The following is a 22,377-nucleotide window of genomic DNA, read 5'->3' as shown; positions in this document are numbered from 1 at the left end:
CAAAATCTCATGAATCCAAAATACGCCCCACTCTTTCAAACATACACCCTCAATAACGGCGTAACCATCAAAAACCGCCTTGCCGTCGCCCCCATGACCCATTTCGGCTCACAAGCCGACGGTTTAATCAGCGACCAAGAGCGCACCTTCCTCAGCAACCGCGCAGGCGATATGGGCCTGTTTATCACGGCCGCCACTTTGGTTCAAAAAGACGGCAAAGCCTTTCACGGCCAACCTGAAGCCACAGGCGAACACTGCCTCGACAGCCTGAAAGAAACCGCACAAATCCTGCAACAACAAGGCGCAAAAGCGATTTTGCAAATCCATCACGGCGGTTCCAAAGCCATTGATGACCTTTTGGACGGTCTCGACAAAATCAGCGCTTCCGCCAGCGAAGCCGAACACGCACGCGAAGCGACCGCAGAAGAAGTCGAAGCACTCATCGCCTCTTATGCGCAAGCCGCCGATTTGGCGCTTCGTGCCGGTTTTGACGGCGTGGAAATCCACGGCGCAAACGGCTATTTAATCCAACAGTTTTACTCTGCCCAAAGCAACCGCCGCAACGACCAATGGGGCGGCAGCTTGGAAAACAGAATGCGCTTCCCGCTGGCCGTTGTCGATGCCGTGGTTGCCGTCCGCGAAAAACACCAGCGCGACGACTTCATTATCGGCTACCGCTTCTCCCCTGAAGAGCCGGGAGATGACGGCTTAACCATGACCGAAACCGGCGCACTGATTGACGCATTGGTACAAAAACCGCTGCAATATCTGCACGTTTCCCTGTGGGAATTTGATAAAAAGATCCGTCGCGGCGGCGATACCGCGCAAACCCGCATGCAGTTTATCCACGAACGCATCAACGGCAAACTGCCGCTTATCGGCGTGGGCAACCTGTTTACCGCCGACCAAATTTTGGCCGCCTATGAAACCGGTTGGGCAGAATTTATCGCCTTGGGCAAAACCGTGATGATCAATCCGCACATCGCCACGCAAATCCGTGAAGGCCGCGAAGATGAAATCGAAACGCAACTCGACCCGACGCGCGCCGACCATTACGGCCTCCCCGACACCTTGTGGGGATTTGCCTCCAGCGGTACGCAATCATGGCTGCCGCCGGTAAAAGGCGCGGAATGGAAACCGATGGATATTTAATCATCGATTCATAATCGAAGGCCGTCTGAAACTTTTCAGACGGCCTTGTGTTTGGTACAAACATTGAATTATCAAGCATTTTTTTGTACAATTCCGCATCTTTCAATCTATTGCAGGGCGTGTCGCACACGCCCTTATTTTAGCCTGTTTCCCAACACCCATATCCTTCAGGCCGTCTGAAAAAGCGGCCTGAAACTTTTTGCAAAGAAAACCATGTCCCAAGAAATCCTCGACCAAGTGCGCCGCCGCCGCACGTTTGCCATCATCTCCCACCCTGACGCAGGTAAAACCACGCTGACCGAAAAACTGTTGCTGTTTTCAGGTGCGATTCAAAGCGCGGGTACGGTAAAAGGCAAGAAAACCGGCAAATTTGCTACTTCCGACTGGATGGAAATCGAGAAGCAGCGCGGCATTTCCGTGGCTTCGTCCGTAATGCAGTTCGACTACAAAGACCACACCGTCAACCTCTTGGACACGCCGGGACACCAAGACTTCTCCGAAGACACCTACCGCGTTTTGACCGCCGTGGACAGCGCCTTGATGGTCATCGACGCGGCAAAAGGCGTGGAAGCGCAAACCATCAAACTCTTGAACGTCTGCCGCCTGCGCAATACGCCGATTGTGACGTTCATGAACAAATACGACCGCGAAGTGCGCGATTCTTTGGAATTACTGGACGAAGTGGAAAACATCCTGCAAATCCGCTGCGCGCCCGTAACCTGGCCGATCGGCATGGGCAAAAACTTCAAAGGCGTGTACCACATCCTGAACGATGAAATCTATCTCTTTGAAGCGGGCGGCGAACGCCTGCCGCACGAGTTCGACATCATCAAAGGCATCGACAATCCCGAATTGGAACAACGCTTTCCGTTGGAAATCCAACAGTTGCGCGACGAAATCGAATTGGTGCAGGCCGCTTCCAACGAGTTCAATCTCGACGAATTCCTCGCCGGCGAACTCACGCCCGTATTCTTCGGCTCTGCGATTAACAACTTCGGTATTCAGGAAATCCTCAATTCATTGATTGAATGGGCGCCCGCGCCGAAACCGCGCGATGCGACCGTACGCATGGTCGAGCCGGACGAGCCGAAGTTTTCCGGATTTATCTTTAAAATCCAAGCCAATATGGACCCGAAACACCGCGACCGCATCGCCTTCTTGCGCGTCTGCTCCGGCAAATTCGAGCGCGGCATGAAAATGAAACACCTGCGCATCAACCGCGAAATCGCCGCCTCCAGCGTGGTAACCTTCATGTCGCACGACCGCGAGCTGGTGGAAGAAGCCTACGCCGGCGACATCATCGGTATCCCGAACCACGGCAACATCCAAATCGGCGACAGTTTCTCCGAAGGCGAACAACTGGCGTTCACCGGCATCCCTTTCTTCGCGCCCGAACTGTTCCGCAGCGTCCGCATCAAAAACCCTCTAAAAATCAAGCAACTGCAAAAAGGCTTGCAACAGCTCGGCGAAGAAGGCGCGGTGCAGGTCTTCAAACCGATGAGCGGCGCGGATTTGATTTTGGGCGCGGTCGGCGTGTTGCAGTTTGAAGTCGTTACCTCGCGGCTGGCCAACGAATACGGCGTAGAAGCCGTGTTCGACAACGCATCCATCTGGTCGGCGCGCTGGGTATCGTGCGAAGACAAGAAAAAGCTGGCGGAATTTGAAAAAGCCAACGCAGGCAATCTGGCGATAGACGCTGGCGGCAACCTCGCCTACCTCGCGCCTAACCGCGTCAACTTAAATCTGACGCAGGAACGCTGGCCGGACATCGTATTCCACGAAACGCGCGAGCATTCGGTTAAACTGTAAAACGCAAAGGCCGTCTGAAAATTTCAGACGGCCTTTTTTTCATTCGATATCAACCCAATAAATCCCAGGCAAACTTTCCAATGGTCAGGCACAGCAGCAACATAAACCCGTAACGCAGTAATTTAGTTCCGCCGCGTATTGCCAAGCGCGCGCCGACCACGCCGCCGCACAAATTCGCCACCGCCAACGGTATTGCCCATGCCCACACGACATGGCCTTGCGGAATAAAAAACGTCAGTGTGGCAAGATTGGTGGTCGAATTGATGACCTTTGCCGAGGCGTTAGCCGCTAAAAAATCATAGCCGTAAAAGCGGACGAACACAAAAGCCAGCAGGCTGCCCGTCCCCGGCCCGAACACGCCGTCGTAAAACCCGATTAATGCGCCGAAAAACAAGCCCCATAAAGTTTCGCGGCGCGTCAGCTTTTCAGTGCGCGCCGTCTGCCCCAAGTCTTTTTTCAAAAAAGTGTACAGGCACATGGCAATCATGATGACCAGCATTGCCGGTTTCATGTATTGCACGGGGAAATACACCACCGTTTTCGCGCCCAAATATGAAGCGGCAAACGCCAACGCCGCGGCAGGCAGCAGCATTTTCCACGGCACGGGGATTCGGCGCAGGTATTGCCCCATCGCAGTCAGCGTGCCGCAACAGGAAGCGAATTTATTGATGCCCATCACTGAAGCTACAGGCGTAGCGTTTGGCAATAGGTTGAACAATCCGGGAATCTGCAACAGCCCGCCGCCGCCAACCGCCGCATCCATCAGCCCGGCGGCAAAGCCGACCAACACCAGATAATAAAAAAACGAATCTGCAAGCATAATGTCCATCTCTAAAAAGCAAAGCGATTTTGCGCGTGTTTGCCCGACCTGACAACCTACAAGGCCGTCTGAAAACAAAAAGCCGACATCCTGTTTTCAGACGGCCTTTCTTTTTAAATTCAGCCACTAATAAGATTGCGGCTTGAAAATTTTTCCATTAAAATGCCGCCCCCTATCTTTCCCGAACACAACATATTATGGAACATTCTACCCCGACCAAACACACGCCCCGCGACCGAATGGGCATCTTCGCGCATTTCATTTTCGCCAGCCGCTGGCTGCAACTGCCGATTTATCTGGGCTTGATTGTCGCCCAAGGCATTTACGCCTACAAATTCCTCAAATCCTTATGGCATTTGGTCACCAATCTCGGCATCATGGATGAAAACACCATCATGATGGCCGTGTTAAACCTGATTGACGTTGTGATGATTGCCAATCTGCTGACCATGGTCATTATCGGCGGCTACGAAACCTTCGTTTCCCGCCTCCACGTTAACGAACACCCCGACCAGCCCGAATGGCTCAGCCATGTTAACGCATCGGTTTTGAAGGTTAAGCTGTCGATGTCCATCATCAGCATTTCCTCCATCCATCTGCTGCAAACCTTCCTCAACGCCGCCAACCTGACCGAAAAACAAATGATGTGGCAGTGCATTACCCACATCTGTTTCCTGATTTCCGCCCTTGCCATGGCGTTAACGGACAAAATCGTGTACGGCACGACACATAAAGCGCATTGATTTCAAAAACAATCAAAAGGCCGTCTGAAACCTTTTCAGACGGCCTTTTATTATTTGGCAATGTTTACCGGCTTATTGCTGACGCTTGTCCCACCAGGCAAACAAATTGCCCAAAATCGTTCCCGATACAGAGTGCCAAACGCAGGCAACGGCGGCGGCAACGGCAGACTCGGCATTGCCGGGGAAAAATTTGGCGCTCAAACCGGTGGCAAGTCCGGCATTTTGTACGCCGACTTCGATGGCAAGGGTGCGTTTTTTAGCAGTATTCATGCCGGTTAACGCGCCGCTGTAATAGCCGAGGATATAGCCGCCGATATTGTGGGCAGCGATGGCGAGTACCATAACGAAGGCGGATTCGGCGAAACGGTGGCCGTGGACGGCCGCAACGCCGCCGACAATACACGCGAATGCGGCAACGGCAACAGCCGGCATAATCGCGCGCACGTCTTCAAACCAGTGTTTTTTGTGCAGCAAAATATTGGCCACCGAACCAATGACAACAGGCAAAAGCGTTACAAGCAGCATAAATTTGAACATACCCCAGCCGTCCATTTCGACGGTTTGTCCGACCAAATAAGTCATCCACAGCGGCGTTATCACAGGCGCGAGGACGGTGGAAACCGTGGTCATGCCGACTGAAAAAGCAACATCGCCTTTAGCCAAAAAACTCATGATATTGGACGAAACGCCACCCGGACAGGTACCGACCAAAACCAGACCCAGCGTCAATCCGGGTGAAAGATTGAAGGCTTTGGCAATGCCGATGGCGAGCAGGGGCATAATCGTGTATTGGGCGATTGCGCCGATAAAAATATCGAGCGGACGTTGCGCCAGAATTTGATAATCTTCCTTACCCAAAGTCATGCCCATGCCGAGCATGATGATGCCGAGTACAACGACTTGCGTATCGCCTTTTACCCATGAAAACGTAGCAGGTTCGATAAAGGCGATAATAGAGGCAAGAATGATGATCAGGGCGGTGAAGCGGGTCATTTGCCGACTGACTGCGGTCAGAAAGTTCATGTTTTTACTCCTTTGTATGTTCTTATCATGACAATAATTGCCATAAGTTAACAGATATTAACTTATTCATATAACTCTGACAATGAAAATAGAAAAACTGTCATTTCATCAAATTAAACATAAAATATAACGACAATCGTAGCTTATAAGTATCAAGTAGTCTTTGCAGCCAGAAAAATAGTGATGTCTTATGTTTTAAATGCCTCCAATTTAATTTTGCAAAAGACCAAAGCGATACAGGGAAGTTAAATTACAACAACTTAAAAGGAAATAAAAAATGAATTTAAAAGAGCAGGTTGAGTTGTTATTATCTCAGCAGAAACATCCTGAAATAATAAAGAAAAATTTAGATGACCAAAAACTTACCCATGATGTTTTATTATCTTTGGGCGTAAGACCTGATAGTGAATTTTATGAGCTTTATACCAAATATTTTTTAGGATCACTAATTGGTAGCTATAGTGAACTTGTTGATCCATGTTCACCTGACAGCTTTGATGGAGCAATCATGGCTCATGAGTATTGGGATATCCCAAAAAATTATATTCTCTTTACAACCGGGGAAGGAGAAGGGGGTTATTTTTACAATACTGAAGATAATAGCGTTTGGGATTGTGGCTTGGGTGAGCAACACTTGCTAGGTACAGATCAGCTAAGGCATTGGAGTAGCTTTTACAAATTTATGGTTTGGTATTTGACGCCCGATGAATCATAATGGCACTTTGAAAGACTATTAAGTCCTGTCCAGCTTTTTTCAAATTCAAAGATATTTGTTAGATTTTCCACTCAATCTACACCTGTTTTAATACAGATTTGGGATTTGCAACAAATTTCAAAAGCAAAACAGTAGCATTAAGGCCGTCTGAAACTTTTCAGACGGCCTTGTTTTATCCGTTCGTTATCGATTTATTCGATATTTTGAACCTGTTCGCGCATTTGTTCGATTAAGACTTTCAGTTCAACCGACGCTTGCGTGCATTCGGCGGCGATGGCTTTGCTGCCCAAGGTATTGGCTTCGCGGTTCAACTCTTGCATCAGGAAATCCAAACGTTTGCCTACGCTGCCCTTGCCTTCGGTAACGATGCGGCGCACTTCGGCGATATGGGTGCGCAAACGGCTGAATTCCTCATCTACATCGGATTTTTGGATGAATAAAGCAAATTCTTGTTGCAAGCGGTCGTTGTCGATATTGCCGACGGCTTCTGCCAAACGGGCTTTGACTTTGTCCATATGCGCCTGCAGAAGGCTGGGGAACAATTCGTTCAAAGCGTCCACAATCTCTTCCATGCCGTCCAGACGTTGCAGCAGGTGTTCGCCCAGTTTTTTGCCTTCGCGTTTGCGGGCTGCTGCAAACTCTTTCAAAGCGCTGGTCAATAAATCTTTAACACCTTTGGCCAAAGCCTCGGCATCTTCGCCCTGACCCGCCAAAACGCCGGGAAAACGCAAAATATCGGCCACGCTCAATTTGGCAAAATCATGCTCCTTGCGCCAAGTTTTGTTCAAATGCGCCAGTTGGGCAACCAAATCCTGATTGACCTCCAAAGTCTGTCCGCCCGAGGAGGCATCCTGCAGCTGGATGCGGCATTCCAATTTACCGCGCGCCACGGCCGCGGCAATCTGCTCGCGCAACGCGCCTTCTAAATAGCGCAACTCTTCCGGCATACGGAATTGGACATCCAAATAACGATGGTTGACCGCGCGGATTTCCAAATTAATCCGCTTGCCGCCGCATTCGCCTGCGGCATTGGCAAAGCCGGTCATGCTGTGGATTTGAATATTTCGTCTTGTAGCCATGGTTTTACTCCGTTTTCAAATACGAGTGAAAGTACGGATACTATAACACACCCGACCGCCGATTTTCAGACGGCCTTTGCCGCCAAATTCCTCTATAATTCAAGGCAACCTGTTTTTTATTCCCCCAAAGGACCATCATGAGCGACTACACACGCACCGGCCGCGCCGCCGACAGCCTGCGCAACATCAAAATTACCCCAAACTTCCTCCCCCACGCCGACGGCTCCTGCCTTATCGAGTGTGGCAACACCAAAGTGATTTGCACCGCCTCCATCGACGAAAATGTCCCACCGTTCCTGCGCGGTAAAGAACAAGGCTGGGTAACGGCCGAATACGGTATGCTGCCGGCTTCCACCGCCTCCCGTATGCGCCGCGAGGCCGCCGCAGGCAAACAGTCCGGCCGCACACAAGAAATCCAACGCCTGATCGGCCGCTCGCTGCGCGCCGTCGTCGATATGGAAAAACTCGGCGAACGCCAAATCCTGATTGACTGCGACGTCATCCAAGCCGACGGCGGCACGCGTACCGCCTCCATTACCGGCGCCTACGTTGCCCTGCAAATCGCCGTGGACAAACTCCTTTCAGACGGCCTCATCAGCGAAAACCCCATCCGCGAAGCCGTTGCCGCCGTTTCCGCCGGCGTGGTGGGCGGCGTACCGCTTTTGGACTTGGACTATCCCGAAGACTCAGGCTGCGACAGCGACGTCAACATTATCATGACCGCATCCGGCAAAATCATCGAAATCCAAGGTACGGCCGAAGGCGCACCGTTCAGCATCGAAGAATTGGGCAAACTCATTGCCCTCGCGCATAAAGGCATTGCCGAATTGGTCCAACACCAAAAGGCCGCCCTTTTGTCCCGATAAGCAGCAAGGCCGTCTGAAAGATTTCAGACGGCCTTTTTTAACCCCGCCCATTTATGCGCATTTACTCAAAAAAGCGCGTCCCATCCTTGAATTTCATGTAAAAAATAGTAATAATAACCCTTTTTCCAGCAAACCAAGCTGCCCGACAAACCCCACAAGAAAGCACGAAACATGGCGTTAATCGTACATAAATACGGCGGCACATCAGTAGGCTCGCCCGAACGCATCAAAAACGTAGCCAAACGTGTCGCCAAAGCCCGCGCCGAAGGACACGACATCGTAGTCGTCGTATCCGCCATGAGCGGCGAAACCAATCGACTGGTCGCCCTGGCGCACGAAATGCAAGAACATCCCGATCCGCGCGAGCTGGACGTCGTCCTTGCCACCGGCGAACAAGTGACCATCGGCCTGCTGGCCATGGCCCTGAAAGACATCGGCGTTGACGCCAAAAGCTACACCGGCTGGCAGGTTGCCCTCAAAACCGACACTTCCCACACCAAAGCCCGCATCGAAAGCATCGATGACGAAAAAATGCGTGCCGACCTCGCCGAGGGCAAAGTCGTTATCGTAGCCGGTTTCCAAGGCATCAGCAGCGAAGGCAATATCTCAACCCTCGGCCGCGGCGGCTCCGATACCTCCGCCGTTGCACTTGCCGCAGCCCTCAAAGCCGATGAATGCCAAATTTATACCGACGTAGACGGCGTTTACACCACCGACCCGCGCGTCGTACCCGAAGCACGCCGCATGGACACGATCACATTCGAAGAAATGATCGAATTGGCCAGCCTCGGCTCAAAAGTTTTACAAATCCGCTCCGTAGAATTCGCCGGAAAATACAAAGTGCGCCTGCGCGTACTCAGCAGCCTGCAAGAAGGCGGCGACGGCACCCTGATTACCTTTGAAGAGGACGACAACATGGAAAGAGCAGCCGTAACCGGTATCGCATTCGACAAAAACCAAGCCCGCATCAACGTACGCGGCGTACCCGACAAACCCGGCGTTGCCTACCAAATCCTCGGCGCAGTTGCCGATGCCAACATCGAAGTCGACATGATCATCCAAAATGTCGGTAGCGAAGGCACAACCGACTTCTCCTTCACCGTACCGCGCAGCGACTACAAGCAAACCATCGAAATCCTGCAGCAACGTCAAGACAGCATCGGCGCAGCCTACATCGACGGCGACGACACCGTATGCAAAGTCTCCGCAGTCGGCTTGGGCATGCGTTCACACGTCGGCGTAGCCGCCAAAATCTTCCGCACCCTCGCAGAAGAAGGCATCAACATCCAAATGATTTCAACTTCCGAAATCAAAGTATCCGTCCTGATTGACGAAAAATACATGGAACTGGCCACCCGCGTTCTGCATAAAGCATTCGACTTGGGCAACTAATTCCTGCCAATCAAAAGGCCGTCTGAAACTTTATTGTTTCAGACGGCCTTTTTATTCCTATTGCATCAACCAACAATATCTTAATAAAAAAATCTACTTTAGTTCAAAACAGCATAGCCAACCTTATTACCCTTGTTAATTTCATTATGCATTCAAAAATTTATAACCATCCATCTTTGCCGTTTAATTCCAAAAACATACCACTTAACCTAATTTATGAAAAATAAACAAATTTGTAATAAAATAGAACAAAAGTACAAATAATTGTCTACGCTCATCAATAAAAACAAATTTCCCCGTTTCCCCTAACTTAAGAAGGAATCCTAATATGAACGTATTAAACAAATTCGGTATGCTAATCTTGTCCGCTTCCCTACTGGCAGCCTGCGGCGACTCCGGCAATAAAGGCAGCAGCGACAAACCGGCAGAACAAGTTGCCCAAAGCGAATCTAGCCCGGCCAACAAATACGAAAAAGCCCTGAGTGAATTCCCGGAAGCAGATCCTAAACTGGCCGAACCTATCGTCATTTCCGATAAAAAATCTCCAGACGGTCTTGCCGAATTGCAAAAATTCAATAACTTCATTACTGGTGAGGAAGCTCAAAAAATTGGTCGAATAGGTCAAGAATTGCAACAGTTGGCTAGACAGAATAAAGAAGCCGAGACTATCGAGCAGATAAAAAAACTGACTGCCGCACTGGAACAATTCCATCAAAGTGCAGCTGCTATTGATATCAAAGATCCAGAAATCAAAGCAGTTTTAGATCGAACTGTGCAAGTCAACAGTACAATTAATGAGTTTATGATTTATGGAAGCAAGTATGCTACTGAACTGACTATCGATAGTAAAGATAAAGAAGCAGTCAAATTTGCCAAAGATTTCCAAGACAAATCTCAAAAATTGCAAGAAACCCTGCGTACAGCCAATCAAGAATTACAAAAAGCAGCCGAAGCTTTAGGTAAAAAATATTCCCAATAAGCCTATTGTTTCCGATAAATAGCGGTGGTATCGGCAATATCGATACCACCTTTCCAAACCCTAAGTCAGATTGAATACAATGAATAATCTTAATCCTTCTCTCCCCTGCCCTCACTGCCATGCTCCGATCCAAGGCGGATTGGTTAAAGGTTTGGCCGCAGTCAAAGAATGCCCTTCCTGCCATAAAAAAGTCAAATTCAAAAAGCCGCCTGTCGGCGAATATTTCAAAGCTTTGCTGAAACCTTTCGCTATTTTTGTAGTCGTTGTCTGCATCGTAGCGGCAATAATGATCAGCCTGTTTGGTACATTCCCCCCATATATCAGTACGGTATTAGTTATCGGCTTTCTCGTCTACTACATTATCCCGATTCAAAACAAACTTTCATCTTTTGAAAAAGACGAATAAACATATACGTTGCCCATCCAACCCGCTTTTCCGGATGGGCAATGCCTTATCCAGCCCGATAAAAAAATAATGAAACCGTCCCCATTCTCTTGCCCGCATTGTTCCAATCCGATTCGAGGTAGTGCATTCAAAGGATTAAAAAGTATTAAAGAATGTCCAACCTGCCACAAAAAAGTCCGCTATAAGCAACCGACTGCAAAAGAAATCCGCCAAGCGACATGGAAAAAAAGCGTTATTTTCCTTGCCCTGCTGACATTATACCTTGCCTTTCTAATTGCACTATTGCGCGCAGATATTCCTTTTACGTATCTCATCCTTCCTATCATGCTCTATTTGGTTACAGTCTTCCAGTCTGCCATCATCAAGCTTTCTTCATTTGAGAAAGACGAATAGCCTGCTTTCAGACGGCCATTGCCTTCAATGACAAGGTTTGGCCGATACCGATTTTAATCCTTATCCCCGATATCCCCTCCAAGGCTTTTATTACATGAAACGTCCAATCCCTGTTACCATCGCCACCGTTCTCTATTTCATCCTAACTGCCCTTACTTGCTTTATCACTGTTGCTCTGGCGATTTATTCGGGCGATGTACTGATAGAGGTTGCAGCCTTGGCATTCCCTTTCCTGCCTTGGTGGCTGTCTATGCCCCTATACTTCATACTCCTTTCCTTGCCGGTATTTATTGCCGTCGGCCTGCTTTCAGGCAAGCGTTCTGCCCGTTGGCTGGCTGTTGTGCTGGCGGCCGCTTCGTTGATCATGGTGTATAGCGATATGGCGAGCTATAGTTCCCAACAAATCATTATTCAATCCATACTCCACCCTGTTTTGCTGCTCCTCATCTTCAATCCGGTATCCAACCGCTATTTCGCCAACGCGGCCTCAAAAACCGAATCCTAAACCATCATTTTTTGACTTCAAAAAACTTAAGGCCGTCTGAAATCCTTGCCCTTACGCAAATCTTTTTCAGACGGCCATAAAATAGAATGGCAGACGGCCTTTCATACAATCAATAATGCGTTTCCCTTAGCAGCTTTAAATACCAAACTGTAAGCAAACAAACCCATGAAATCAGTTTTTCCTATTTTCTTTATCCTGCTCAACTTATTCTTTATCCTTTATTTGCCACGCAAACTATCCATATGGGCCCGGTTTGCGCTTTACCTGTCTATCGGTGGGCTGTTTTATTTATGGATGTCCAACAAATCTGCCCTGACCTCCCTATTTGCACACACCATTTCATTGCAACCATTCGACGTATTTCATGAGACAATCGGTTTTTCATTATTGGTTACAGTCTTCCTCAATCTGTTTGACTTGCTTGCCGTACCTTCGATTGCCCGTTTCCCTATCTTAATCCTCAAAAATCCCCAACACCACCATCAGTCTGTCCAATGGTATCTTGCCAATACTTCCTTTTTCGAACGCTTTTTCCACTATTTCTACGCTTTCTGCTGTTGCCTCATATTTTATGGCATATGGCATGAAGCCTTCCGATAATCAATCTAAAAAACAAAGGGACATCATCAAAATGTCCCTTTGTTTATATTCAGACGGCCTTGAATATCTTCAAAACTCAATCCTTTCCTTCTCTCGAAAAATGCTCAATCTCAAATCCGCTCTGACGATAAGCTCGGAAACGGTCTCGGGCTTCGGCCAAATCTTCTAAGCTGTTGCCCACAATTTCAAGGATACGGTTTGGAATGGCCGGGGCTTGGCTCCAGAAATCGGCAGACAGGTTTAAAACCGTGCAATCTTTCGGAATATTCGGCAGTGCATTTCCAAACGCAAGCAATACCGGCGTTTCAGACGGCATGAGGTCGGTAGGCAGCCAGACTTCATGCGGAATAAAGCTTTCGGGAATTTGCTGCCACAAATCAATGTCGAGTTGCTGCACTGCCGCAGCGGAATCCGACCACACCAAGATCTGCCCGCCATCGCGTATGGCGCGCGCAATCAGGCGGCAGGCAAAGGCAGCCGGTCGGGCGACGTGTGTATAAAAAGTGACTTTAGGCATGACGTATTCTTTCGTTTGAGCAATGGATTGGCCGTTTTCAGACGGCCTTTTTGGTTTTCAACAATCTCAAGGCATTGCCCAACACCAGCAGCGAGCTGAAACTCATGCCGAGCGCGGCGATCCACGGGGTCACGTAACCAAATACGGCCAGCGGAACGGCAACCAGATTGTATGCGCTCGCCCAAGTCAGGTTTTGGCGGATGATTTGATGGGTGCGGCGTGCCTGTTCCATCATCACGGGCAAAACGTTCAAATCATCATTGAGCAAAACCACATCGGCACCGTCTCGCGCCACATCGGCACTCGTGGCTACGGCTGCCGACACGTCGGCTTGGGCAAGGACGGGGGCGTCGTTGATCCCGTCGCCGATCATCATGACTTTACGTCCTTGTTTTTGCAGATTTTCTACATAAGCCAGCTTGTCTTCCGGCGTGGCTTCGGCACGATAGGCATCCAAACCCAGCTCTTGCGCAACTTGGGCGACGGCAGCCTGACGGTCGCCGCTTAAAAGGTGCAGACGGATGCCGTGTTGTTTCAGGTTTTGCAACATTTCAGCTGCGCTGTCTTTGATTTGGTCTTCCAGCAAAAAGGCCGTCTGAAAACCGCTTTGATTGCCCAAGAAAATAATGCTGCCTGTGTGGTCGATATGGGTAAAGGCTTCGGGCAGATTACCGGCAATTTCCGCAACAAACGCCGCTTTGCCCAAAGCCCAAACTTGGGTTTCGCCATCCAATTCGATTTGTGCGCTGACACCGTGTCCGATACGGTTGACCCGTTGCTGCACTTTCACATCAAGCGCGGATACAGGGTCGTCTGAAAGCGTATGGTTTAAAATGGCACGGGCGATGGGGTGTTCCGATTGCTGTTCCAATGCTTGGGCAACGGCAAGGGCTTGGGCTTCGTTCAGACGGCCTGCGGACAACATCCGGCTGACGGAAAGCTGCCCTTTGGTCAGCGTACCGGTTTTGTCGAACACGACATCGTCAATTTGGGCAAGCGTTTCCAGGCTTTGTTTGCCGCTGATGAGAATGCCGTCTTTGGCCAGCGCACCGGTAGAAGCAGCCAGCGCGGTCGGAGTCGCGAGCGACAAGGCACACGGGCAGGTAATGACCAGCAGGGCGACGGTAATCCATAAGGCGGTGTGCGCGTCGGCATACCAAGCCCAGCCGATAAAAACGGGAATAGCAAGCAAGAGTTCGCCAAACACAAAACTGGACGCGTATTTTTCAGCCAACTCGGCGGCACGCGGTTTTTGCGCCAGCGCGCGGTCGAGCAGTTTGACGATATGGGACAGGCGCGTGTTGCTGCCGGTATGGTCGGTGCGGATGATTAAAGGGCTACTGGTGTTGAGCGTGCCGGCGGTTACTTTTTCAGACGGCCTTTTCACAATGGGCAGGCTTTCGCCGGTCAACATGGCTTCGTTGACTTCGCTCTCGCCGGACAAAACCGTACCGTCCACCGGAATGACTTCGCCAGGCTTCACAACAATCGTATCGCCTATATTGAGGCGGACGACTGCGGCTTCCTCGATGGCTTCGCTTTCCGGATAAGCCGGCAAACGGTGGCAAAATGCCGGAACCAGTTTGACCAACCGCTCCGCCGCATCGCCTGCTTTGCGTCGGGCAATCTGTTCCATAAAACGCCCGCCCAACAGGAAAAACAGCAGCATGGCGATGGATTCAAAATACATGCCCTGCCCTGCGTTGGTGGCCAGGCTGTAAATACCCGCGATAAAGGTCATCACAATGGCAATGGCAATCGGCGTATCCATGCCGACACGGCGGTTTTTCCAGTCGCGCCATGCGCCGCGGTAAAACGGCAACGCGCTGTAAAACACAACGGGCAACACCATCAAAAAGCCGCCCCAATGCAGGATTTCCAAATAAAGCGGCTCGATGTCGCCGCCGTAAAAATAAGTCGGCAGGGCAAACATCATCGTCTGCATCATGCCCAGACCGGCCACGGCCAATCTGACGATAAACTGCTTGCGCTCTTTCTGCGCCTGCGCTTCGATTTTTTGCGCATCATAAGGCGCGGCGGTATAACCGGTTTGGCGGATTTTCAGCAAAATATCCGACAATTCGATGTGGGCGCTGTCCCACACCACGCGGCAGCGGTGGGTGCTGTAATTCAAATCCACACGCACCACGCCCTTCATACGCAGCAACTGCTGCTCAATCAGCCACACACACGCGGCGCAGGTAATGCCGCCCAGCATCAATACCGCCTCGCGTTCATCCCCTACGCCGACCTCGACAAAGTCCGCCTGCACTTCGGGCAAATCGTACAACTTTAATTGCGACAACACTTCCGGCGGCGGCAATTCGGATTTTTCCGCGTCGGCGGTACGCTGTTTGTAATAATTGCCCAAACCTGCATCGATAATACTCTGCGCCACCGCTTGGCAGCCGGCGCAGCAGGTTTCATGTTCTTCGTCTTCAAAACGAACCGTCAGATGCAGATGCTCAGGGACTTCCAGTCCGCAATGGAAACAGTTTTTTTGGGGATGTGTGGGAGATGTCATCATGTGTTCGATTTATTTTTCAGACGGCCTGAAACAACCGTCCCAGGGTGTTACATTTTAGCAAAAAGCGTTTTTCCGCCTCTTTTCATTCAATTTTGAATTACCAGGCTATCGGATTTTGTAAAAAATATGGAAAACAAAGTATTGACCGTTCATCAAACGATGAACGGTAATATATAAATACCGTTTATCTTTAAAAACTTCCGATTATTTTAATGTAAAAATGGAACTTTTTTAAAAATCCCGATACATTCTTTGTTGACCTCAATCCATTTAAGCAGCATACTTTAGGCATTCCGCGAAGACGGAAATCAAAAAACACACATTTACTTATAAAACTAACTTATTGGGAAACCTCACCATGATTGATCGCCTTATGCCTATTTTTGCCGTTATCGGCATTTTGTCCAGCACCATATACCTGAGCCTCGCCGCTTGGATGCTTTACGAAAGCGTGTTCAAAAAGAAAAGCCCTCTGTCGGCATAATCCTCAGATTTAAAATTTTACGGTAAGGCCGTCTGAAGATTCAGACGGCCTTGTTTCATTTAAACATCAAGCATTCGGCTGTACGGCCAATTCAATCATTGCTTCGCGCAAACCGTCCAAGCCCAAACTTTCGGCAACGGAAATATTCACGCCGACTGCCTGCCCGGAATTGTCGCGCAAAATGCCTGCTTCACGCATACCCGACGGCAGCAAATCGATTTTGTTGTACACCACCAATTGCGGAATTTCATGCGCGCCGATTTCTTCCAAGACCTCGTTGACATCGTCCATCTGCCGTTCAAAATCGGGATTGGACGCATCAACGACGTGCAGTAGCACATCCGCCATCGCTGTCTCTTCCAAAGTAGCGGAAAACGCCGACACCAGCTTGTGCGGCAAATCGCGGACGAAGCCGACGGTATCGGTCAAAATCACGCTCGCCTCATGCGACAGAAAAAGCCGGCGCGCAGTGGTATCCAAAGTGGCGAACAACTGGTCTTTCGCCAATACGTCCGCTTTGGTCAAGCGGTTGAACAGGCTGGATTTTCCGGCATTGGTATAGCCGACAATGGCAAAAGTTTTCAGACGGCCGCTCATGCGCGATTTACGGCGCGTAGCGCGTTGTTTGCGGACATCGGCAAGCTGTTTTTTCAATGCCGTAATTTTTTGTCCGATTAAACGGCGGTCGGTTTCCAGCTGGGTTTCGCCCGGCCCTTTCAAGCCGATGCCGCCCTTCTGACTTTGCAAATGTCCATAACCGCGCACCAGCCGTCCGCTCAAGTGGTTCAGCTGGGCCAGTTCCACCTGCAACTTACCTTCCTGCGACTGGGCGCGTTTGGCAAAAATCGCCAAAATCAAACCCACTCTGTCAAGGACGCGGCATTGAAGCTCTTTTTCCAGATTACGCTCTTGTGTCGGCGTGAGTTCGTGGTTGAACACAACCAGCCCGACATCATGCTGCTTGACCACTGCCGCCAACTCTTCCGCCTTGCCAGTACCGACAAACAAAGCTGGATGCGGCTTATCGCGGCGTGAAGTTTCGATAGAAACCAAATCGCCGCCGGCCGCGCCCACCAATTCTGCCGCTTCGGCCAAGGCCGTCTGAAAGCCGCGCTCGCGCGTTTCGTTTGCGCCGGAATAGTCCGCCGTCAGCATCACGCCGACCAAGAGGACGCGTTCGGACTTTTCCAAAGATTTATCGACGGAAAACAGATTGCGCTTGCTCAAAAAATTTCCTTTCAGACGGCCTTATAGCTGGGTCAAAGTCCTGATTAACGGTTTTTCAAAATATCGGCAAAATATTCGGTCACTTCTGCCAAACGTCCGCCCTGCGCGGCATAAGGCTGCATGACGGCCACCAGCTGCTCCAACACTTCGCGCGTTTCAGTTTGCGCGTGTTCGCGGTAGAGCCACATATTTTGCATGGTCACCGTGGTCAATGCCTCGCGTACATTCAGCAAGAGCAAGTGGCGGCAAGACTCATAGCCTTGGCGCAAATCGCCGGCCGCATAGGCGGTAACCGACAATTCATAGTCGATGTCCAACTGATAAACATTGTTTTGGACAAAAAGAATATCGTCTTTCGGGAACGGAATGCGTTTCGCCATCAGGCCGATTGCATGGGAAATGCGGTATTTTCCCTCCTGACGCAGCATGGTTTGCGCAAGGTAGAGGCACTCGGCTCGGCGCGGGTTGTAATCGTAGCCTGCCAGCCAAGTCGCCAAAGCTTCATCGCGTTTGCCCATTAATTTGTAGCACTCGCCCAGCTGTTGGTAAGAAACCGTTACTTCTTCGACCCAACCGCCCAACTCGATGCGTTTTTTAAACCATTCGCTCGCACGCTCGGGCATATCGGAATCCCAATAAGAGCGCGCCGCATAAAAGGCGTAACGCGGTTTCAGGTCTTCATCTTCGGGGCTGTAAAACGCTTTTTCCAAAGAAACGGCGTCAAGCAGGTATTTGTTCGCCATGTTGCTGCGCGCGCCGAAACGGCCGCTGAGAACCGTATAGTCGCCATGAAGCGTGGCTTCGCTGGTATCTTGTTTGTCGGTTTCGATAAACTCGTGCAACACGCCGCGCCAGTAGAATGTGCCGTCATTGCGCAACAACAGCGGACGGTAATAAATCACGCTGCCCGCAGCATTTCTCATGCGGAGGCGGTAGCGGTCGGCAGTCAGCTCGGGTAATTCCAATTTGCCTTCAAAGCGGTCGTCCGCATCAAAAATCAACACGTAATCGGTTTTACCTTTTGCGTGTTTCAAAGCCTGATTGCGGTTGTATGCAAAATTTTGCCAACCATCATGATGAATCTCGCCCGCGATGCCCTTTGCCTCGAAAAAGCGGCGGATCACGTCGACGGTATCATCGGTCGAGCCGGTATCGCTGATGACGTAGTAGTCAAGTTTGATGTGGTCGGTGATGTTGGCCAGTGTTTCTTCGATGATTGCCGCTTCGTTTTTGACAATCATATTCAAGCAGATGGTTTGGGACATTTTCAATAGCCGTATTGGTTTGGAAAGGTATTATTTTACTTTAGCATTTTGTTTTTTGCACACAAAATACTCAGGCCGTCTGAAGATTGCCTTTCAGACGGCCTGAAGTTTATTTTGCCTTATCTTTTTTCCTGACGACGTATCAGATACACCGCCAACAGTGCAAACAAAACCGTCGGCAATGCGCCGGCCAAAAACGGCGGCACGCCGTATAACTGGCTGGTAAAGCCGAAGAGCCGTCCGGCAAAGTGGAACAGTAAACCGAGGCAGATACCGCCGAAGAGTTTCAAGCCCATATTGCCGTGGCGCGTGGTTTGCGGCGTAAAGGCGAAGGCAACAAGCGCCATCACCCATGCGGCAACGGGATACACCAGCTTGCGCCACCATGCGATGGCATAGACTTGGGTATTTTGGTTGTTTTTTTCCAGATGGTCGATATAAGTGGTCAATTCGCCGACAGACATTTGGTCGGGCTTGACGAGCAATACGTCCATCAGGTTGCGTTTGACGGAAATCGGCCAGTTTTCTTCGGCGGCGGTAGAAACCTCGACTTTATCTTCGCCCAATATGCTGCGGCGGATATTTTTCAGCTGCCAGCTTCCGTCTGGATTCAAAACGGCGGATTCGGCTTCCGCCGCTTGGGTCAGTTCATTTTTATCGTTGCGCTGCCAAATCTTGATGCCCAGAAGCGTATGGTCGGGCAGCATTTCGCGCACGTTGATGATGCTGTTTTTTTCTTTCAGCCAAAGGCCGGTATTGCCGGTACTGATTTTGCCGTTGATGGCGGCGGCTTTGATGTTTTCGGCTTTTTGGCTCAGCGTGGGTGCAACCCATTCGCCAAGTGCAACGGTGGCAATGGCGAAAATCAAACCGAACTGCGACAGAATCAACAGCAGCTTTTTGGTGCTCATGCCGCTGGCTTTGATGACGGTCAGTTCGCTGCCGGAAGCCAGTTGGCTGAGGGAAATCAGGCCGCCGATCAAAACGGCAAGCGGCATCAGTTCATATGCGCGCGCAGGCATCTGCATTAAAACATACTGCCCCAATTTTGCGCCGTTATAGCTGCCTTTTCCAAGATCGCCGACTTCGTTGATGATTTCAAAAAAGCTGTACAAAGCGAGGAAGGCAAGAAGGGCGTAAACCGCCATAACCGCCATTTGACGGATGATGTAACGTGAAATCAGGTTCATTTTCCGCCTTTCAATGTCAGACTTTTGGCAACCGCCTGCCAGAAGGGTTGGCTAGGCATACTGCGCACGCGCAGCAGGACGACGGCAATCACAAACATGATGATGTGCATGGGCAGCAGTCCGAGCCAGAAATGGATTTTGCCGTCTTCCACAGCATTGCGCAGGAAGGTCAGCCCGTTTTGGTAAACCAAAAACAAACCGATGGCAATCAGGATATTGTAGGTGTGGCCGCTGCGCGGATTGAAATAGGAAAGCGGCACGGCAAGCAGGCACAGCAACAAAACGCTGACGGTCAGCGAGATGCGCCACATCAATTCCGCCTGGTGTTGGGGATTGCTGCTGCCAATCAGTTGGGCGGTCGGAATGGTGCGGCGGTGTGAAACAGGGTCGATAAGTTTGGGCGTGGTGCTGATAATCAGGCTGAGGTGTTGGAAAGAAACGCGGTTGTAATCGGCTTTACCGGGCGTACCGCTGTAACGGTAGCCGTCGCACAATTCAAGCGTGCGTTTGTTGTCGGTCAGCGAAAAATTGCCCTCTTTGGCAAAAACGATGTTGTCGTTGCCGTTTTTGTCCTGTTCGCGCAGGAACAGGTTTTTCATGATGCCGGATTCGGTATCGAAGGTTTCGACAAAATAAACCCTGCCGTTGCGCTTGCCCAAGTTATTGAACTCGCCGGCTTCCACCAAAGACAATTCCTGCTTCTGCTTCAAGATTTCGGCATATTCGCGGCTGCGCAACTCTGCCCACGGCATCACCCAAAGCTGCATGACGGCAATCAAAATGGCAAACGGCACGGCAAACTGCATGACCGGGCGTATCCATTGTTTCAATGCCAATCCGCAGGAGAGCCAAACCGACATTTCGCTGTCGCGCCAGTAGCGGGTCAATACGGTCAACGTACTGATAAATGCGGTCAACACCAGCAAAAGCGGGGTCATGCCGATGACCCAGAAGCCGACCAAGGCCAACACGGCATCGATGGCGACACGCCCGTCGGCTGCGCGGCCAAGCAGGTTGATGGCCTGCGTCGACACCAATACCGCCAAGAGGACGACGAAAATGCCGACGGCGGTAAAGGAAAGTTCTTTAATAAAGTTTCTTTGGTAAATCATAAGATTGAGCGTGGTATACGGTTTATGGGAAACCCATATTTATTCATAAGGCTTCAGACGGCATGACACAAATGGAGTACAATGATTTTCATCTGTTCGGACGGTTAGTCAACAGGCCGTCTGAATAACCGACAACCGTTCCAATCAGGAGAATAAACGTGAAATTTAGCACAAAAGCCGAAACTTTGCAGGCTCAACAGGCAGGTGCGCAATTATTTGTCTGCGCCGAAGCATCGCAACTGAGCAACCCGACTGCCCTCGCCCTCTTCGCTTCCCTTGAAGAAGGTCAAAATTTCGCCGACACCAAAATCCCGACGGACAACGGTTTGCAAGCCATTGCCGTCGCCCGCCTCGAAAAAACCGACCGCGCCGCATTGAACAAAGCTGCCGCCGAAGCCGCCAAATGGGCGCAAAACCAAGAAACGGTCAATGTGGACGTTCATGCCTTTGAAGAAGCGCAAGCCACCGCCATTGCCGAAGCCTTCGCCATCGCGTTCGGCAATGCCGCCTACCGTTTCGACCGCTACAAAAAAGAAGCCAAGCCCGCCAAATTTACAGAAGCTGTGTTCCACAGCGCACACGAAGCCGCCGTCAAAGAAGCCCTGCGCGTAGCCGAAGCGCAAGTTTACGGACAAAGCCTCTGCCGTGACTTGGGTAATGCCGCGCCGAACGAGTGCACACCCGAATTTTTAGCGCGTACCGCTAAAGCCGAAGCCGAAAAACTGGGCGCACACGCCAAAATCATTGAAAAAGACTACATCAAAGAAAACATGGGTTCGTTCTGGTCTGTTGCCAAAGGCAGCGTTGAGGATCCATATTTAGTCGAACTGAGCTATTTCGGCGCGGCCGACAAAGAAGCCGCACCTGTGGTATTGGTCGGCAAAGGCATTACCTTCGACACCGGCGGCATTTCCCTCAAACCCGGCCTGAACATGGATGAAATGAAGTTCGACATGTGCGGCGCGGCAACCGTCATCAGCACCTTTTGCGCCGCCGTCAAACTGCAACTGCCGATCAACCTGATTGCCATCGTCGCCACTTGTGAAAACATGCCTTCCGGCGCAGCCAACAAACCGGGCGACGTCGTGAAAAGCATGAAAGGCCTGACGATTGAAGTGTTGAACACCGATGCCGAAGGCCGTCTGATTTTGTGCGACGCGCTCACTTACGCCGAACAATTCAAACCTAAAGCCGTTATCGACGTTGCCACTCTGACCGGCGCGTGCATCATCGCCTTGGGTCATGACGTCAGCGGCGTGATGGGCAACAATCAAGATTTGGTCGACAGCCTGCTGGCCGCTTCCCGCAACGTGGACGACAAAGCATGGCAACTGCCGCTCTTTGAGACCTACAAAGACCAACTCAAATCCAACTTTGCCGACATTCCCAACATCGGCACGCCCGGAGCAGGCACGATTACCGCCGCCACCTTCCTGTCTTATTTCACCGAAGACTACCCGTGGGCACACCTCGACATCGCGGGTACCGCATGGAAATCCGGCGGCGAAAAAGGCGCAACCGGCCGCCCTGTTCCATTATTGTTGAACTATCTGCGCAATGTGAAATAAATCTT

Annotated in this window: 22 protein-coding genes; 13 read left to right on the top strand and 9 right to left on the bottom strand. The window is 50.6% G+C overall.

Going from position 1 to position 22,377, the window contains the following annotated elements; translation table 11 throughout:
* Positions 1–9: 9 nt before the first annotated feature.
* Together HMPREF2711_RS08950 and HMPREF2711_RS08945 are read left to right on the top strand one after the other, a co-directional pair.
* The gene (locus HMPREF2711_RS08950) at positions 10–1,152 is read left to right on the top strand and encodes an NADH-dependent flavin oxidoreductase (RefSeq protein ID WP_003745664.1); all 1,143 of its coding nucleotides are present in this window, start codon (positions 10–12) and stop codon (positions 1,150–1,152) included.
* 213 nt (positions 1,153–1,365) lie between these two features.
* Complete coding sequence (locus tag HMPREF2711_RS08945) at positions 1,366–2,961, top strand: peptide chain release factor 3 (RefSeq protein WP_003745662.1); 1,596 nt, start codon at positions 1,366–1,368, stop codon at positions 2,959–2,961.
* Positions 2,962–3,010: 49 nt separating this feature from the next.
* Here HMPREF2711_RS08945 and HMPREF2711_RS08940 read toward each other — a convergent pair whose 3' ends face one another.
* Positions 3,011–3,781: a sulfite exporter TauE/SafE family protein gene (locus HMPREF2711_RS08940; protein ID WP_003745661.1), complete on the bottom strand. Its 771-nt coding sequence runs from the start codon at positions 3,779–3,781 to the stop codon at positions 3,011–3,013.
* Between the two features lie 197 nt (positions 3,782–3,978).
* Here HMPREF2711_RS08940 and HMPREF2711_RS08935 point away from each other — a divergent pair, with 197 nt between their 5' ends.
* Entirely contained in the window at positions 3,979–4,524 is a 546-nt protein-coding gene (locus tag HMPREF2711_RS08935; protein ID WP_003745659.1) for a TIGR00645 family protein, read from the top strand.
* Positions 4,525–4,596: 72 nt separating this feature from the next.
* On the opposite strand, the gene HMPREF2711_RS08930 is transcribed toward HMPREF2711_RS08935, so the two are convergent.
* Positions 4,597–5,547 carry a bile acid:sodium symporter family protein gene (locus tag HMPREF2711_RS08930; protein WP_003745657.1) on the bottom strand — a complete coding sequence of 317 codons (951 nt, stop codon included), beginning with the start codon at positions 5,545–5,547 and terminating at the stop codon, positions 4,597–4,599.
* Between the two features lie 277 nt (positions 5,548–5,824).
* Here HMPREF2711_RS08930 and HMPREF2711_RS08925 point away from each other — a divergent pair, with 277 nt between their 5' ends.
* Positions 5,825–6,262: a hypothetical protein gene (locus HMPREF2711_RS08925; RefSeq protein ID WP_003745654.1), complete on the top strand. Its 438-nt coding sequence runs from the start codon at positions 5,825–5,827 to the stop codon at positions 6,260–6,262.
* Positions 6,263–6,453: 191 nt separating this feature from the next.
* On the opposite strand, the gene HMPREF2711_RS08920 is transcribed toward HMPREF2711_RS08925, so the two are convergent.
* Positions 6,454–7,341, bottom strand: a complete 888-nt coding sequence (locus tag HMPREF2711_RS08920; protein ID WP_283118249.1) for a YicC/YloC family endoribonuclease — start codon at positions 7,339–7,341, stop codon at positions 6,454–6,456.
* Positions 7,342–7,478: 137 nt separating this feature from the next.
* On the opposite strand from HMPREF2711_RS08920, the gene rph reads away from it, so the two are divergent.
* The 7 genes from rph (at position 7,479) to HMPREF2711_RS11060 (ending at position 12,482) form a co-directional block, all read left to right on the top strand.
* On the top strand, positions 7,479–8,207 hold the full coding sequence (gene rph, locus HMPREF2711_RS08915; RefSeq protein WP_003745651.1) for a ribonuclease PH: 729 nt from the start codon (positions 7,479–7,481) through the stop codon (positions 8,205–8,207).
* Between the two features lie 171 nt (positions 8,208–8,378).
* Entirely contained in the window at positions 8,379–9,599 is a 1,221-nt protein-coding gene (locus tag HMPREF2711_RS08910) for an aspartate kinase (protein ID WP_003745649.1), read from the top strand.
* Between the two features lie 328 nt (positions 9,600–9,927).
* Positions 9,928–10,578: a hypothetical protein gene (locus HMPREF2711_RS08905; protein ID WP_003745647.1), complete on the top strand. Its 651-nt coding sequence runs from the start codon at positions 9,928–9,930 to the stop codon at positions 10,576–10,578.
* A gap of 79 nt (positions 10,579–10,657) precedes the next feature.
* Positions 10,658–10,984 carry a purine permease gene (locus tag HMPREF2711_RS08900; protein WP_231288058.1) on the top strand — a complete coding sequence of 109 codons (327 nt, stop codon included), beginning with the start codon at positions 10,658–10,660 and terminating at the stop codon, positions 10,982–10,984.
* A gap of 69 nt (positions 10,985–11,053) precedes the next feature.
* Positions 11,054–11,377, top strand: coding sequence for a hypothetical protein (locus tag HMPREF2711_RS08895; protein ID WP_003745643.1), 324 nt, complete (start codon positions 11,054–11,056; stop codon positions 11,375–11,377).
* A gap of 94 nt (positions 11,378–11,471) precedes the next feature.
* The gene (locus HMPREF2711_RS08890; RefSeq protein ID WP_003745642.1) at positions 11,472–11,882 is read left to right on the top strand and encodes a hypothetical protein; all 411 of its coding nucleotides are present in this window, start codon (positions 11,472–11,474) and stop codon (positions 11,880–11,882) included.
* A gap of 165 nt (positions 11,883–12,047) precedes the next feature.
* The gene (locus HMPREF2711_RS11060; RefSeq protein WP_036493519.1) at positions 12,048–12,482 is read left to right on the top strand and encodes a hypothetical protein; all 435 of its coding nucleotides are present in this window, start codon (positions 12,048–12,050) and stop codon (positions 12,480–12,482) included.
* A gap of 76 nt (positions 12,483–12,558) precedes the next feature.
* Here HMPREF2711_RS11060 and HMPREF2711_RS08885 read toward each other — a convergent pair whose 3' ends face one another.
* Positions 12,559–12,999, bottom strand: a complete 441-nt coding sequence (locus tag HMPREF2711_RS08885) for a DNA polymerase III subunit chi (RefSeq protein WP_003745639.1) — start codon at positions 12,997–12,999, stop codon at positions 12,559–12,561.
* Between the two features lie 37 nt (positions 13,000–13,036).
* Positions 13,037–15,523 carry a heavy metal translocating P-type ATPase gene (locus HMPREF2711_RS08880; protein WP_003745637.1) on the bottom strand — a complete coding sequence of 829 codons (2,487 nt, stop codon included), beginning with the start codon at positions 15,521–15,523 and terminating at the stop codon, positions 13,037–13,039.
* 361 nt (positions 15,524–15,884) lie between these two features.
* Between HMPREF2711_RS08880 and HMPREF2711_RS11330 the strand changes: the two genes are divergently transcribed.
* Entirely contained in the window at positions 15,885–16,010 is a 126-nt protein-coding gene (locus HMPREF2711_RS11330) for a hypothetical protein (RefSeq protein WP_269208294.1), read from the top strand.
* 66 nt (positions 16,011–16,076) lie between these two features.
* On the opposite strand, the gene hflX is transcribed toward HMPREF2711_RS11330, so the two are convergent.
* The 4 genes from hflX to lptF form a co-directional block, all read right to left on the bottom strand.
* On the bottom strand, positions 16,077–17,237 hold the full coding sequence (hflX, locus tag HMPREF2711_RS08875; protein ID WP_003745635.1) for a GTPase HflX: 1,161 nt from the start codon (positions 17,235–17,237) through the stop codon (positions 16,077–16,079).
* A gap of 44 nt (positions 17,238–17,281) precedes the next feature.
* Entirely contained in the window at positions 17,282–18,502 is a 1,221-nt protein-coding gene (locus HMPREF2711_RS08870) for a glycosyltransferase (RefSeq protein ID WP_231288056.1), read from the bottom strand.
* Between the two features lie 119 nt (positions 18,503–18,621).
* Positions 18,622–19,692 carry an LPS export ABC transporter permease LptG gene (lptG, locus tag HMPREF2711_RS08865; RefSeq protein ID WP_003745632.1) on the bottom strand — a complete coding sequence of 357 codons (1,071 nt, stop codon included), beginning with the start codon at positions 19,690–19,692 and terminating at the stop codon, positions 18,622–18,624.
* Positions 19,689–20,804 (bottom strand): LPS export ABC transporter permease LptF, encoded by a 1,116-nt coding sequence (gene lptF, locus HMPREF2711_RS08860; RefSeq protein ID WP_070616005.1) that lies wholly within the window; start codon positions 20,802–20,804, stop codon positions 19,689–19,691. Before lptF ends, lptG begins: the two co-directional genes overlap by 4 nt.
* A 158-nt stretch (positions 20,805–20,962) precedes the next feature.
* Between lptF and HMPREF2711_RS08855 the strand changes: the two genes are divergently transcribed.
* The gene (locus HMPREF2711_RS08855; protein WP_003745630.1) at positions 20,963–22,372 is read left to right on the top strand and encodes a leucyl aminopeptidase; all 1,410 of its coding nucleotides are present in this window, start codon (positions 20,963–20,965) and stop codon (positions 22,370–22,372) included.
* Positions 22,373–22,377: the final 5 nt, after the last annotated feature.

The organism is Neisseria sp. HMSC070A01 (genome assembly GCF_001810165.1).
In the GTDB taxonomy this organism is placed as follows: domain Bacteria; phylum Pseudomonadota; class Gammaproteobacteria; order Burkholderiales; family Neisseriaceae; genus Neisseria.
This window is presented reverse-complemented; position numbering and strand designations above follow the sequence as displayed.

Bases quoted from the DNA above. Each gene is read 5' to 3' on its own strand.
- HMPREF2711_RS08950 (WP_003745664.1), top strand. From the start codon at position 10: ATGAATCCAAAATACGCCCCACTCTTTCAAACATACACCCTCAATAAC.
- HMPREF2711_RS08945 (WP_003745662.1), top strand. From the start codon at position 1,366: ATGTCCCAAGAAATCCTCGACCAAGTGCGCCGCCGCCGCACGTTTGCC.
- HMPREF2711_RS08940 (WP_003745661.1), bottom strand. From the start codon at position 3,781: ATGCTTGCAGATTCGTTTTTTTATTATCTGGTGTTGGTCGGCTTTGCC.
- HMPREF2711_RS08935 (WP_003745659.1), top strand. From the start codon at position 3,979: ATGGAACATTCTACCCCGACCAAACACACGCCCCGCGACCGAATGGGC.
- HMPREF2711_RS08930 (WP_003745657.1), bottom strand. From the start codon at position 5,547: ATGAACTTTCTGACCGCAGTCAGTCGGCAAATGACCCGCTTCACCGCC.
- HMPREF2711_RS08925 (WP_003745654.1), top strand. From the start codon at position 5,825: ATGAATTTAAAAGAGCAGGTTGAGTTGTTATTATCTCAGCAGAAACAT.
- HMPREF2711_RS08920 (WP_283118249.1), bottom strand. From the start codon at position 7,341: ATGGCTACAAGACGAAATATTCAAATCCACAGCATGACCGGCTTTGCC.
- rph (WP_003745651.1), top strand. From the start codon at position 7,479: ATGAGCGACTACACACGCACCGGCCGCGCCGCCGACAGCCTGCGCAAC.
- HMPREF2711_RS08910 (WP_003745649.1), top strand. From the start codon at position 8,379: ATGGCGTTAATCGTACATAAATACGGCGGCACATCAGTAGGCTCGCCC.
- HMPREF2711_RS08905 (WP_003745647.1), top strand. From the start codon at position 9,928: ATGAACGTATTAAACAAATTCGGTATGCTAATCTTGTCCGCTTCCCTA.
- HMPREF2711_RS08900 (WP_231288058.1), top strand. From the start codon at position 10,658: ATGAATAATCTTAATCCTTCTCTCCCCTGCCCTCACTGCCATGCTCCG.
- HMPREF2711_RS08895 (WP_003745643.1), top strand. From the start codon at position 11,054: ATGAAACCGTCCCCATTCTCTTGCCCGCATTGTTCCAATCCGATTCGA.
- HMPREF2711_RS08890 (WP_003745642.1), top strand. From the start codon at position 11,472: ATGAAACGTCCAATCCCTGTTACCATCGCCACCGTTCTCTATTTCATC.
- HMPREF2711_RS11060 (WP_036493519.1), top strand. From the start codon at position 12,048: ATGAAATCAGTTTTTCCTATTTTCTTTATCCTGCTCAACTTATTCTTT.
- HMPREF2711_RS08885 (WP_003745639.1), bottom strand. From the start codon at position 12,999: ATGCCTAAAGTCACTTTTTATACACACGTCGCCCGACCGGCTGCCTTT.
- HMPREF2711_RS08880 (WP_003745637.1), bottom strand. From the start codon at position 15,523: ATGACATCTCCCACACATCCCCAAAAAAACTGTTTCCATTGCGGACTG.
- HMPREF2711_RS11330 (WP_269208294.1), top strand. From the start codon at position 15,885: ATGATTGATCGCCTTATGCCTATTTTTGCCGTTATCGGCATTTTGTCC.
- HMPREF2711_RS08870 (WP_231288056.1), bottom strand. From the start codon at position 18,502: ATGTCCCAAACCATCTGCTTGAATATGATTGTCAAAAACGAAGCGGCA.
- lptG (WP_003745632.1), bottom strand. From the start codon at position 19,692: ATGAACCTGATTTCACGTTACATCATCCGTCAAATGGCGGTTATGGCG.
- lptF (WP_070616005.1), bottom strand. From the start codon at position 20,804: ATGATTTACCAAAGAAACTTTATTAAAGAACTTTCCTTTACCGCCGTC.